Here is a 12,091-nt window from a genome sequence, read left to right as displayed (position 1 = left end):
GGTGCTCGTCCCGTCGGACCGCTGTTCGCCCCTTTCGTACGACTCGACTGAACGGAGCTGTGATGCAGGACGTCTCCTCACTGGTGGCCCAGGCCAGGGAAGGACGGCCGCGGGCCGTGGCCCGGCTGATCTCCCTGGTGGAGGGGGCGTCCGAGCAGCTCCGCGAGGTCATGGCGGCGTTGGCTCCGCTCGCCGGGAACGCCTACGTCGTCGGGCTGACCGGGTCGCCGGGTGTCGGTAAGTCGACGTCCACGTCGGCGCTCGTGACCGCCTACCGGCGGCTGGGCCGGCGGGTCGGGGTGCTCGCCGTCGACCCGTCGTCGCCGTTCTCGGGTGGTGCGCTGCTCGGGGACCGGGTGCGGATGTCCGAGCACGCGTCGGACCCGGGGGTGTACATCCGCTCGATGGCCACCCGCGGGCACCTGGGCGGGCTCGCCTGGGCGGCACCCCAGGCGATCCGTGTCCTGGACGCGGCGGGCTGCGACGTCGTCCTGGTCGAGACCGTCGGCGTCGGGCAGTCCGAGGTGGAGATCGCCTCGCAGGCCGACACGTCCGTGGTGCTGCTCGCCCCCGGCATGGGGGACGGGATCCAGGCGGCCAAGGCCGGGATCCTGGAGATCGGTGACGTGTACGTCGTGAACAAGGCCGACCGGGACGGGGCCGACGCGACGGCCCGCGAGCTGAACCACATGCTCGGGCTCGGGGAGTCCCGGGGGCCGGGGGACTGGCGGCCGCCGATCGTGAAGACGGTCGCGGCGCGCGGGGAGGGCATCGACGAGGTCGTCGAGGCCCTGGAGAAGCACCGGGCGTGGATGGAGGAGCGCGGGGTGCTGGCCGAGCGGCGGCTGGCGCGGGCCTCTCGCGAGGTCGAGACGATCGCGGTCACCGCGCTGCGGGAGCGGATCGGCGACCTGCACGGCGACCGCCGCCTGAGCGCGCTGGCGGAGCGGATCGTGTCGGGCGAGCTGGACCCGTACGGAGCGGCGGACGAACTGGTGGCGGGGCTTACGCGGGGCTGAGGTGTGTGGCGTCCGGCCCGGTGGGCGCCTGGCGCCTTTGGTCCGGTGGGTGGGTCGGGGCCGTGCCGGTACATCCGGCCGTCGGTAGTCGTTGCCGGCCCCCGTTACCAGCGTTCCTCGGTCGGGTACGTCCCCGTCTCGACGGCCATTTGATGTACCGGCGCGGCCCCTTCGGTCGCAGGGCGACTGCGGGCCGTGGGGGCTGAGCTGCGGGGGCGCGGGCGCGGTGGCTCCGGTGCGGGCCGCTGGGCGACGCCCACCCCTGGCCGGGTGCGGCCGTCCGCCCGCTCCCGCTGCGGGCATGCGTGCCGCTCGGGGCGGCACGGGTGGGCGCAGGCGGCTCCCCGTAAGCGCCGGGCTCGCCGACCCACCCCCACCCAGCTGCGGCACCGGGTGCCGATGAGAGCGAGGGGGGAGTGGGCCCACCTAGGCGGTCGTGCGGGCTAAGTGGGCCCTCCCTCAAAGATGTTGAGGGCGTGTCAGCTGGCGTCCGGGGTTACCTGGGTGTTGGTCAGGGAGATCTGCCAGTCCTGGGGCTTGCCGTCGGTGCGGGTCTCCGCCTCCCACGCACCCGCGTCCTCGTCGAGCTCGACCGACGTGACCGTCCCCTTCGCGGCGGCGGCCCGAGCCGCCTCCGCCGCGGACGTGGAGCCGCCCTTCAGCGCGACCCGGACCTCGGCGGCGTCGTCCTCGTCCTCGGCCCCGGAGCCGAGGACCTTGCCGGTGCCGGGGTCGATCCGGACGCTGTGCCAGGCGCCGCTCCCGGCCAGCATGTCGACCTCCCACGCCACGGGGCCCCCGTCGTCGTCGAGGTCCACGCCGACGGCGGTACCCGGCGTACGGGCCAGAGCCGCGTCGACGGCCTCGGCGGCGCTCACCTTCGCGGAGGTCGCGGCGGCGTCCTCGCTGTCGCGGGCGTCGTCGTTCCGGTCGTCGTCCGCGTCCCGTACGCTCGACCGCCGCGTGTCGTCGTCGCCCGAGACCGCGAGGGCCGTGGCGGAGCCGCCCGCGACGAGGGTCGCGGCGGCGACGGTGGCGATGACGAGGTTGCGCTTCATGGGGGTTCCTCCCGGTGTGTGTGGACTGTGACGCCGTGTTTCGACGGGATCAATCTGCCCGGCGGACCTGAACCCGGCCTGAAGCCGCCTGAAGCCCTCTTCAGCTTCGGTTTGCGACGCTGGGCGCATGCGCCTGTTGATCGTGGAGGACGAGAAGCGGCTGGCCCTGTCGCTCGCGAGGGGACTGACCGCCGAGGGCTTCGCCGTGGACGTCGTCCACGACGGGCGGGAGGGCCTCCACCAGGCGGGTGAGGGGACGTACGACCTGGTGATCCTCGACATCATGCTGCCCGGCATGAACGGCTACCGCGTCTGCGCCGCTCTGCGCGCCGCCGGCCACGACGTGCCGATCCTGATGCTCACCGCCAAGGACGGCGAGTACGACGAGGCGGAGGGCCTCGACACGGGCGCCGACGACTACCTGACGAAACCGTTCTCGTATGTGGTGCTGGTGGCGCGGGTGAAGGCCCTGCTGCGCCGGCGCGGCACGTCCGGGGCCTCGCCGGTGCGGGTGGTCGGCGACCTCAGGCTGGACGCGGCGGCCCGGCGCGTGTTCCTCCGCGAGGACGAGATCGCCCTCACCACCAAGGAGTTCTCCGTGCTGGAGCAGCTCGTCGTGCGGGCCGGCGAGGTGGTCTCCAAGGCCGACATCATGGAGCACGTCTGGGACTTCGCGTACGACGGGGACCCGAACATCGTCGAGGTGTACGTGAGCACGCTGCGCCGCAAGCTGGGGGCCGAGCTGATCAGGACCGTGCGCGGCGCCGGGTACCGGCTGGACGCCCGATGAGGCGCCTCTTCGGCTCCGTCCGCGCCAAGGCCACCCTCGGCGCCACCGTCGTCGTCGCGATCGCGCTGGTCGCCGCCGGGACCGCCGTACTGCTCTCGCTGCGGTCCAACCTGATCGTGCAGGCCGGTACGCAGGCCGAGCGCACCGCGCGGGAGGTGGCCGCCGACCTGGCCGGCGGGACCCCCTACGACGAGCTGTCGCTGGACGACGACCAGCCGGTGCAGGTGGTGGACGGGTCCGGGCGGCTGGTCGCCGTGAGCGAGCACCTGGAGCGGATCAGCGGCACCGGCGTCGACACCGTGCGGCCCGTGTCCCCGGCGGCGGCCGGGCGCGACGACCACGGCGGCGAGGACCGCGGGGACGACGACTCGCCGGAACCGGGCGAGATCGGCGACGAGGTGGAGTACAGCGAGGGGTCCGCCACGATCGACGGGGACGGCGCCGACTACCGCTTCGCGGCCGTGGAGGTGAGCGTCGAGGACAAGGGCGACCTCACCGTGTACGCCGGTTCGCCGCTGTCGGCCGAACAGAGCGCCGTGGGCACCGCGCTGACCGTGATGCTGATCGGGTTCCCGCTGCTGCTGGCCGTGGTCTCCGGTGTGACCTGGCTGGTCACCCGGCGGGCGCTGCGCCCGGTGGAGGGCATCCGGACGGAGATGGCCGCGATCACGGCCTCGGAGGACCTTGCGCGCCGGGTGCCGGTGCCCGCCACGCACGACGAGGTCGCCCGGCTCGCCCGGACCACCAACGAGACGCTGGCCGCCCTGGAGGCGTCCGTGGAGCGGCAGCGGCGGTTCGTCGCGGACGCCTCGCACGAACTGCGCAGCCCCATCGCCTCGTTGCGGACCCAGCTGGAGGTGGGCGCGGCCCATCCCGGGCTGCTGGACGTCGCGGGCGCGGTCGAGGACACCGTACGGCTGCAGCGGCTCGCCGCCGATCTGCTGCTGCTGGCGCGGCTGGACGCGGGGGAGGGGCCCGGGGACGCCCGGTTCGACCTGGGCGCGCTCGTGCGGGAGGAGGCGGCCGGGCGCACGGGGGTCACGGCGGACGCCGAGGCGGTCGAGGTGACCGGCTCCCGGGGGCAGCTGGCGCGGCTGCTGGCCAACCTGCTGGACAACGCGGGCCGGCACGCGCGCGCCCGGGTCGCGGTCACCCTGCGCCGGGAGGGCGCCCGGGCCGTGCTCGGGGTCGCGGACGACGGCGCGGGCGTGCCGGTGGCGGAGCGGGAGCGGATCTTCGAGCGGTTCGTACGGCTCGACGACGCCCGCAGCCGCGACGACGGCGGGGCCGGTCTGGGCCTCGCCATCGCCCGCGACGTCGCGCTGCGGCACGGCGGCACGCTCACCGTCCGCGAGGCGCCCGGAGGTGGGGCGCTCTTCGAACTCAGGCTGCCCGTGGGCCGGTCGGCACGGGGCGCCGGGGTCGGGTGACGGTCAGGGACGGCCCCGCTGGCCCCGCAGCTGCTCCGCGATCGGGGTCAGCGACTTGTGGAGGTCGTTCAGGGCCTCCGGGGAGAGCAGGTCGATGAAGTGCCGGCGGACGGACGCCACATGGTGCGGGGCGACCTTCCGCATCGTCTCCAGGCCGTGGTCGGTGAGGACCGCGTACAGTCCTCGTCGGTCGGATTCGCAGTTCTCACGACGTACCAGGTTCGCGTTCTCCATGCGGGTGATCTGGTGCGAGAGGCGGCTCTTGGACTGGAGGGTGGCGGACGCGAGGTCGCTCATCCGCATCCGGACGTCCTCCGACTCGGAGAGATTCACCAGGATCTCGTAGTCGTTCATCGTCAGTCCGAACGGCTGCAAGTCCTTCTCGAGCTGATACGTCAACAGCCTGTTGACCTCCAGGTGGGTGCGCCAGGCGCACTGCTCCGCATCGGTCAGCCAGCGCGTGGCCGTCTCGGTCTCCATGAATGAAGTCTACCTAAAAGGTTGAAAGGCGAACTAGTGAGGGCGGTGTGACTACGCGCACGCGTTCGACGTCACACTCCGCAGACTACCGCTCACAGCCCGAAGCGACGCTGGAGGTCCCCCAGCTGTCCGGGAAGACGCGGTGCGCCGGCTTGCCCTCCGGGCTGACCCGGTACCCCGCCGCCGCCCGGTACGCCGGCCTGCTGCGGGACCGCTCCGGTGGCCTGCTCGGCCATCAGTGCCTCGGACGACTGGAGCAGCACCGTACCCGCCCCCACGAACTCGAACTGGTGCTCCTCGCCGGAGGCCCCGCCGATGCCCGTCATCGCACGTAGACCGCCCATGACACCTGTCATGTAGCCGTGGTCGTAGTGGTGGCAGGGGGAGGGGCAGTCGGCCCATCCGACGAGCGCCTGCGGGTCCACCCGGATCGGCGGTTCCATGAACACCACGGGGCCGTTCGACGCGGCCACGAACTTGCCCGTTCCGATGAGCGTCAGGAAGCCCGGGACGATCGACTGCTTCAGCGCGAGACTTGGCTGAAAAGCGAGCAGGTTGCCCGAGCGAATGGTCAGGTTGCCCTCTTCGAGGTCGTACGAATTCACGTCGAAGGCCCGGTCAGCGAGGAGCATCTTGCCCGAGCCCTCGGCCACCACCCAGTCGCTCGCGTGCAGAGGCGAATGGAACGACGTACGCACCAGACGGTCCAGCCGGCCGTGCCCGATGCCGTTGAACTCCATCGAGCCGTAGTAGGCGATCATCTTGCCCTTCTGCAGGAACCACTGGCTCCCCTTGAGCTCCACGCAGAAGGTGTACTTGTTCACGTTGTCGTCGACCGGCAGGGTCGCCGGGTCGAAGATCACCGGGCCCTGGGCCCCGTACGCGCTCACAGCTTCTCCTCCGAGGCCTGGACGTACACCGCACCGCTGCCGCTCAGCTCCAGCTGGAACGCCTCGCCCGAGCCGCGGCCCACCATGTCCCGCCAGCCGAGCGCCGTCGACAGCTTGTTGCGCACGTCGCCGTGGTGCGCCACGTACGCCTGCGGGTCGACGTGGACCGGGCGCTGCGGGGTGATCGGGACCTGGACCACACCGCCGTGCGCCATGACCGCGACCGCGCCGTGGCCCTTCAGGGTCGTGGTGAACAGGCCCTGGCCCGTCACCTGGCCGCGCACCATGCCCATGACCCCGCCCTGCGAGCCCATGAACATCGTGCCCTGCTCCAGCGTGCCGTCGAAGGCGAGCAGCCGGTCGGCCTCCACGTACAGGGTGTCGCCGGTGAGGGTGATGACCTCGATGTGGTGGCCGCCGTGCCCGAAGAACACGGTGCCGGAGCCCTCGACGGTCATCAGGGGGGTGGCCTCGTTCGCCAGGCGGCGGCCGATCATGGACATCACCCCGCCCTGGCCGCCCTGCATGTTGGGCGTGAAGGAGACCTCGCCCTTGTAGGCGAGCATCGCGCCGCGCTGACTGAACAGCCGCTGGCCCGGCAGGACCGTCGCCTCGATCATCTTCGAGTTGATCTCGCGGAAGGGCATGTCACACATCCCCCGCGATCGTGTTGCGCTCGCTGGGCTGGACGTAGACCAGGCCGTCGCCCTCGAAGCGGATCTGGAAGGCCTCGCCGCCGCCCTCGCCCATGAACGTGCGGAACGTCACACCGGACTGGAAGGACTGCCGCACGTTGCCCTGGTGCGCGATGTACGCGCCCGGGTCGACGGTCAGCGGGTACTGGGCACTGACCCGCAGGACCACCGCGGGGCCGTCGGACATGATCGCCGCCTGGCCGTGGCCCTCCACGGTCGTCGTGAACAGGCCGTTGCCCTGGGAGGCGCCGCGCAGGCCGGTGAAGGACGTGCCCGTCCGCAGGCCGGCGTCCGTCGCGAGCAGGTTGCTGGACTCGACGTACAGCTTGTCCCCCTGGAGGTTCACGAGATTGATCTCGGAGGCCCGGTCGGCGAAATAGCAGGTCCCCTGCCCTTTCACCTCCATCATGATCATCTGCTCGCCGGTGAGACGCCGGGTCACCATCCCCCGTATCCCCTCACCGCCGCCGCTGAGCTTCTTGAAGGCCATCTGCCCGTCGTACGCGACCATCGAGCCGTTCTTCGCCTTCACGGCGTCGCCGGTCATGTCTACGGCCAGCACCTTGCTGCCTTGGAGTCGGAACATCGCCACGGTGTGAAGGTAGCCGCCGGAGGTGGCCGCCGACAGGGCCTCAGGGTGGAGAACGACCCCGAGCGCACCCTGACGGGGAGGGCCGTCACCCCCGGACCGGGGCGCTCCGGCCCGGATGCCACAATGAAGGAACGCTTGTGCGCGCGTTCACAAAGCGCCCCTGCCCGCCGACAGCGAATCCCCCGAAGGTGACCCGTGGACCTTAAGACCGCCACCGCCCTCCGCCGCCTGCGCCTGGTCTCGGCGCCCGAGGCCGTGTCCTTCCTCCTGCTGCTGGTCTGCTCGGTACTCAAGCGCACCACGGACTTCAACGCGGTGCCCGTCATGGGCGCGATCCACGGTGTCCTGTTCATCCTGTACGTGATCTTCTGGGCCGACGCCTGGAACCGCACGAAGTGGCCGCTGGGGACCGCCGCCCTCTACTTCGTGCTCTCCGTGCTGCCCACCGGCGGGTTCTTCGCCGAGCGCAAGCTGCGGCGCGAGGCCGAAGACGCGGTCATCGCGTCCCGCGCCCGCCGCGAGGGAGTCGTGAAGGCGTCATGATCGTCGCCTTCTCCGTGACGCCGCTGGGAGTCGGCGAGGACGTGGGCGAGTACGTCGCCGACGCGGTCCGGGTGGTCCGCGAGTCGGGCCTGCCGAACCGCACCGACGCCATGTTCACCTCGATCGAGGGGGAGTGGGACGAGGTCATGGACGTGGTGAAACGTGCGGTCGCCGCCGTGGAGCGGCGGGCGCCCCGGGTCTCCCTCGTCCTGAAGGCCGACATCAGGCCCTCCGTCACCGACGGCCTGACGTCCAAGGTGGCGACGGTGGAACGCCACCTGTCGGCGTAGCCACCGAACAGCTCCACGTGAACCCCGGTCCGGCGGACCGGGGTTTTTCCGTGCCGCCGCACAGGGGCGCCTGCTCGGGAACGGTGTCCGTCCCGGGGGCGCCTCTTCGCGTGCCAAGGGGTTTGAGCGATCGCTCAAACGACGCTACGATCCCGTCCAGTTGATTTGAGCAGTCGCTCAATCGGCAGGCCGAGCTGGGGGGTTCGTGATGGGGATCTACGTGGAGGCGCGCATCCGGGGGCCGCTCGACACGGTGTGGGAGCGCACGCAGGACCCCGGCCGGCACCAGCGCTGGGACCTGAGGTTCACCGAGATCGCCCCGCTCCCGCACGCGCCCGGCGCACCGCGGCACTTCCGGTACGCCACGCGCGTGCTGCCGCTGCTGACCGTCTCCGGCACCGGCGTCTCGGCCGGCGAACGGGAACGCCCGGACGGCACCCGCACCTCCGCGCTGCGGTTCGCCTCACCGCACCCGCTCTCCCCGCTCGCCGAGGGCAGCGGCTACTGGCGCTACGTGCCCGACGGCGACGGGGTCCGCTTCCTCACCGGGTACGACTACCGCCCGCGCTGGGGCCGCCCCGGCGCTCTGGCCGACCGTCTCCTCTTCCGGCCGCTGATGGGCTGGGCCACCGCCTGGTCCTTCGACCGGCTGCGCCTCTGGGTGGAGCGGGGCATCACCCCGGAGCGGGCGCGGCGGAACTGGGCGGCCGAGCTGCTGGCGCGGGCCCTGCTCGCCACGGCCGGGTGCGCGGGCCTCGGACTCGCCCCGCGCACCGGCCCGTTCGGCCCGCTGTCGCCCGCGGCGGCCTACCTCTGCCCGCTGCTGTGCCTGGTCGCCGTCGCCCTCGCCCTGCTGGCTGCACCCCTGCCCGGCACCCCGGCCGCCCGCCGCTGCCTGCGCACACCGCCGGCCCGCACCCGCGCCCCCCGCCTTCTCGCCACCCTGGAGCAGCCGTCGTGACCTCGATCTTCCGTACCGTCATGGGCGCCGACTTCGACCGGCTGCACCCGCAGTTGCGCCGCCGCTTCTCCGTCGGCCTCACGTCCGGCGAGGCGTGCACGGGCCACGGCGTCATGGACCGGATCTGGCACGGCCGCGGTTTCGTGAAGCCGTTCCTCGCCCTCGGCGGCACCCGCCACATCCTGGTCCCGCGCGCCGGCCGCGACGTCCCCTTCACCATCGAGAACGTGCCGTACACCGACGGGTTCGGCCGTGAGACGGTGACGTTCGTGCGCACCTTCGACCTGCCCGGCGGCCCCCGGCGCTTCGACGCCCAGATGGTGCTCGGCCCCCGGGGCGACCGCGTCCTCGACTACCTCGGCACCCACCAACACCTCGCCAGCGAACTCCACTTCAGCGCCGAGGCCGACGGCTCTCTGCTCATCCGCTCCGGGGAACACCGCTTCCGTGAGGGCCCGGTGGACCTGCGGGTCCCCGAACTCCTCGGCGGACAGGCCGAGGTGCGCGAGTCCTTCGACGACACCACCGGCCGCTTCCGCATCCGGGTGCGGGTCGTGAACCGCCGCTTCGGCCCGCTGTTCGGGTACGAGGGCTCCTTCCGGGCCACGTACGCCGACGTCCGCACCAGCGGCGTACGGGCCGGGCTGCGTCCCGTGCGCGAGGAGGCCCGCGCGTGAGCGAGGCGACCCGGGCCAAACTCCTGGAGGGCGCGCTGCGGACGCTCACGGAGCAGGGCATCGCCAAGACCTCCGCCCGCACGATCGCCGCGACGGCCGGGGTCAACCAGGCGCTGGTCTTCTACCACTTCGGCACGGTCGACGAACTGCTCGCGGCCGCCTGCCGGTACGGCGCCGAGCAGCGGGTCGCCCGCCACCGCGAACGCCTCGCCGGCATCTCGTCCCTGTCCGAACTCCTCGCCTTCGGGCGGGAGATGCACGTGGAGGAACGCGCCGGCGGACATGTCGCCGTCCTCGGGCAGCTGCTCGCCGGAGCGCAGACGCATCCCCGGATCGCGCCGGCCACCGCGGCCGGCCTCGACCTGTGGATCACGGAGATCGAGCAGGTCCTCACCCGGGTCCTGGCCGGCACACCGTTCGGGGAGTTCACCGACCCGGCGGGCCTGGCGCGGGCGGTCGCCGCGTCCTTCGTCGGGATCGAGCTGTACGAGGGCGTCGACCCGGAGGGGGCCGGAGTGGCCCTCGCCGCGCTGGACCAGCTCGCCGTCCTGCTCTCGGCGGTCGAGTCCCTGGGCCCGGTGGCCCAGCGCGCGGTCCGCCACCACCTGCGCCGGTCCCGCCCCTGAGCTCCGCCCGCCCGAGGCGGCGCCGCTGCCCGGCGCCGCCCTAGCGCGCCCCCGCCCGCCCCGCGGCCGACGCCGGGGGCGGGCCCGCCGGCCTGGCTCCGCGCCTCCCGTGGACGTGCCCGCGGCCGTGACGCCGGCCGGTGCGGCTCCCGTACTCCGTCTGACCCGTCCAGTTCGACACGTCACAGAAACTCCACTTGTGTGGGGGTATCGGCTCGTTCGATCACCCCGTTTCAATCACTGGAGGGCGCTGTGCGGCCCGAGGGCTACGACTACGACACCTACAGCCGACTGGCGGGACCGCTCACGCAGCCGCCCGCCTCGGCCTACCGGGTGCAGTACACAAAGCTCCTCTCGCGAGAGCCGCGTCGAATACGAGCCGTCCTCCTGATGACGCTGGCGCCCCTCCTCACCTGCCTGCTCCTCGTCTACCTGGTGTGGCCCACCCACTGGGTCGAGCGCGAGGGCGGTGCCCGCTGGCTCATCGGACTCGACGTCACCATGCTCATATCGATCGGCCTGATCGAGCTGTTCATGGTCGTCAACGTCGCCTCCATCGCCCACGCCACGATGGTCGCCCGCGACCCAATCCCCGTCGTCCCGCAGCCCGGTACCCGCGTCGCGTTCCTCACCACGTACGTGCCCGGCAAGGAACCCCTCTCGATGGTCCGCGCCACCCTCGAAGGCGCCGTCAGGGTCACCCACACCGGCCCCCTCGACGTCTGGCTCCTCGACGAGGGCGACGACGAGCAGGCCAAGGCCCTGTGCGCCGAGCTCGGCGTACGGCACTTCACCCGGCTCGGCGTCCCCGAGTGGAACCGGGAGAAGGGCGTCCACAAGGCCCGCACCAAGCACGGCAACTACAACGCGTGGATCGCGATGCACGGCGGCGAATACGAGTTCTTCGCCTCCGTGGACACCGACCACGTCCCGCTGCCCGGCTTCCTGGAGCGGATGATGGGGTACTTCCGCGACCCGGACGTCGCGTTCGTCGTCGGACCGCAGGTCTACGGCAACTACGACAGCCCCGTCACCAAGGCCGCCGAGTCGCAGCAGTTCCTCTTCCACGCGCTCATCCAGCGCGCCGGGAACCGCTACCGCGCACCCATGTTCGTCGGCACCAACAACGTCGTGCGGATCGCCGCGCTCCGCCAGATCGGCGGCCTGTACGACTCCATCACCGAGGACATGGCGACCGGCTTCGAGCTGCACCGCCACCGCAACCCGTTGACGGGCGGCCACTGGCGCTCGGTCTACACCCCCGACGTGCTCGCCGTCGGCGAGGGCCCCGCGTCCTGGACCGACTTCTTCACCCAGCAGCTGCGCTGGTCCCGCGGCACCTACGAGACCCTGTTCAAGCAGTACTGGAAGGCGCCGTTCACGATGCCTCCCGGCCGCCTGTTCTCGTACACGATGATGCTCGTCTACTACCCGATGACGGCCGTCAACTGGCTCCTGGGCATCCTCAGCTGCGTCCTGTTCCTGTGGTTCGGCGCCTCGGGCACCCAGGTCGCGGCGTCCGTCTGGCTGATGCTCTACAGCGACGCGGCGGCGCTGCAGATCGGGCTGTACCTGTGGAACCGGCGGCACAACGTCTCCCCGCACGAACCGGAGGGCTCCGGCGGTCTCGCCGGGATGGCGATGTCGGCGCTCTCGGCGCCGATCTACCTCAAGTCGCTGAGCGCCGCACTCAAGCGCACCCCCAGCCGGTTCGTGGTCACCCCCAAGGGCGGCGGCGCCAGCCCCGACCGGCTGGCGACCTTCCGCATCCATCTCTCCTGGGCGGCGCTCCTCGCGTTCTCGCTGCTCGTGTCGTTCGTCTTCGGCCACACCCACGCGGCCATGCGCACCTGGGCCGTCCTCGCCATGGGGATCTCCCTGGCGCCCGTCGGGGTGTGGCTCACCACCCAGCTCAAGGACCGCAGGGCCGGTGCGCTGCCTCGGCCGGCCGCGGCCCGGATCCCCGAAGCCAAGGAGCCCGCGCTCGCCACCGGCGGCACCCCGACCCCGGTCTCCGGTTCCACGACAGGAGGCAACTAG

At 72.1% G+C, this 12,091-nt stretch carries 14 protein-coding genes; 9 read left to right on the top strand and 5 right to left on the bottom strand.

Features of this window, described 5'->3' with window-relative positions:
- The first annotated feature begins 62 nt into the window (after positions 1–62).
- Positions 63–1,019, top strand: coding sequence for a methylmalonyl Co-A mutase-associated GTPase MeaB (meaB, locus tag ACFYQQ_RS09395; RefSeq protein ID WP_355792008.1), 957 nt, complete (start codon positions 63–65; stop codon positions 1,017–1,019).
- A gap of 479 nt (positions 1,020–1,498) precedes the next feature.
- Here meaB and ACFYQQ_RS09390 read toward each other — a convergent pair whose 3' ends face one another.
- Complete coding sequence (locus ACFYQQ_RS09390) at positions 1,499–2,077, bottom strand: PepSY domain-containing protein (RefSeq protein WP_355794076.1); 579 nt, start codon at positions 2,075–2,077, stop codon at positions 1,499–1,501.
- Positions 2,078–2,204: 127 nt separating this feature from the next.
- Between ACFYQQ_RS09390 and ACFYQQ_RS09385 the strand changes: the two genes are divergently transcribed.
- The gene (locus ACFYQQ_RS09385; protein ID WP_355794075.1) at positions 2,205–2,867 is read left to right on the top strand and encodes a response regulator transcription factor; all 663 of its coding nucleotides are present in this window, start codon (positions 2,205–2,207) and stop codon (positions 2,865–2,867) included.
- Positions 2,864–4,297: a HAMP domain-containing sensor histidine kinase gene (locus tag ACFYQQ_RS09380; RefSeq protein WP_356169462.1), complete on the top strand. Its 1,434-nt coding sequence runs from the start codon at positions 2,864–2,866 to the stop codon at positions 4,295–4,297. Before ACFYQQ_RS09385 ends, ACFYQQ_RS09380 begins: the two co-directional genes overlap by 4 nt.
- A 3-nt stretch (positions 4,298–4,300) precedes the next feature.
- Here ACFYQQ_RS09380 and ACFYQQ_RS09375 read toward each other — a convergent pair whose 3' ends face one another.
- The 4 genes from ACFYQQ_RS09375 to ACFYQQ_RS09360 all read right to left on the bottom strand — a co-directional run bounded on the left by ACFYQQ_RS09375 (position 4,301) and on the right by ACFYQQ_RS09360 (position 6,948).
- Positions 4,301–4,777, bottom strand: coding sequence for a MarR family transcriptional regulator (locus ACFYQQ_RS09375; protein WP_121406028.1), 477 nt, complete (start codon positions 4,775–4,777; stop codon positions 4,301–4,303).
- A 92-nt stretch (positions 4,778–4,869) separates the two neighbouring features.
- Complete coding sequence (locus tag ACFYQQ_RS09370; RefSeq protein ID WP_355785701.1) at positions 4,870–5,667, bottom strand: AIM24 family protein; 798 nt, start codon at positions 5,665–5,667, stop codon at positions 4,870–4,872.
- The gene (locus ACFYQQ_RS09365) at positions 5,664–6,314 is read right to left on the bottom strand and encodes an AIM24 family protein (RefSeq protein WP_355785714.1); all 651 of its coding nucleotides are present in this window, start codon (positions 6,312–6,314) and stop codon (positions 5,664–5,666) included. The genes ACFYQQ_RS09370 and ACFYQQ_RS09365 overlap by 4 nt, the downstream gene beginning before the upstream one ends.
- 1 nt (position 6,315) lies before the next feature.
- Positions 6,316–6,948 carry an AIM24 family protein gene (locus ACFYQQ_RS09360; RefSeq protein ID WP_355785698.1) on the bottom strand — a complete coding sequence of 211 codons (633 nt, stop codon included), beginning with the start codon at positions 6,946–6,948 and terminating at the stop codon, positions 6,316–6,318.
- A gap of 201 nt (positions 6,949–7,149) precedes the next feature.
- On the opposite strand from ACFYQQ_RS09360, the gene ACFYQQ_RS09355 reads away from it, so the two are divergent.
- From ACFYQQ_RS09355 to ACFYQQ_RS09330, 6 genes are all read left to right on the top strand, one after another.
- Positions 7,150–7,497 carry a DUF3817 domain-containing protein gene (locus ACFYQQ_RS09355; RefSeq protein WP_355785695.1) on the top strand — a complete coding sequence of 116 codons (348 nt, stop codon included), beginning with the start codon at positions 7,150–7,152 and terminating at the stop codon, positions 7,495–7,497.
- Positions 7,494–7,787 (top strand): MTH1187 family thiamine-binding protein, encoded by a 294-nt coding sequence (locus tag ACFYQQ_RS09350; protein ID WP_355785692.1) that lies wholly within the window; start codon positions 7,494–7,496, stop codon positions 7,785–7,787. The genes ACFYQQ_RS09355 and ACFYQQ_RS09350 overlap by 4 nt, the downstream gene beginning before the upstream one ends.
- Before the next feature lie 208 nt (positions 7,788–7,995).
- Positions 7,996–8,748, top strand: a complete 753-nt coding sequence (locus ACFYQQ_RS09345; RefSeq protein WP_388904092.1) for a hypothetical protein — start codon at positions 7,996–7,998, stop codon at positions 8,746–8,748.
- Positions 8,745–9,425: a DUF4166 domain-containing protein gene (locus ACFYQQ_RS09340; protein ID WP_356169471.1), complete on the top strand. Its 681-nt coding sequence runs from the start codon at positions 8,745–8,747 to the stop codon at positions 9,423–9,425. Before ACFYQQ_RS09345 ends, ACFYQQ_RS09340 begins: the two co-directional genes overlap by 4 nt.
- A complete protein-coding gene (locus ACFYQQ_RS09335; RefSeq protein WP_356169473.1) occupies positions 9,422–10,051 on the top strand; it encodes a TetR/AcrR family transcriptional regulator in 630 nt (209 codons plus the stop codon). The genes ACFYQQ_RS09340 and ACFYQQ_RS09335 overlap by 4 nt, the downstream gene beginning before the upstream one ends.
- A 252-nt stretch (positions 10,052–10,303) precedes the next feature.
- Complete coding sequence (locus tag ACFYQQ_RS09330) at positions 10,304–12,091, top strand: cellulose synthase catalytic subunit (protein ID WP_355789177.1); 1,788 nt, start codon at positions 10,304–10,306, stop codon at positions 12,089–12,091.

Source organism: Streptomyces sp. NPDC005496 (assembly GCF_042872045.1).
In the GTDB taxonomy this organism is placed as follows: Bacteria; Actinomycetota; Actinomycetes; order Streptomycetales; family Streptomycetaceae; genus Streptomyces.
Note: the sequence above shows the minus strand (reverse complement) of the source record. Positions and strands in the feature narration are given on the sequence as shown.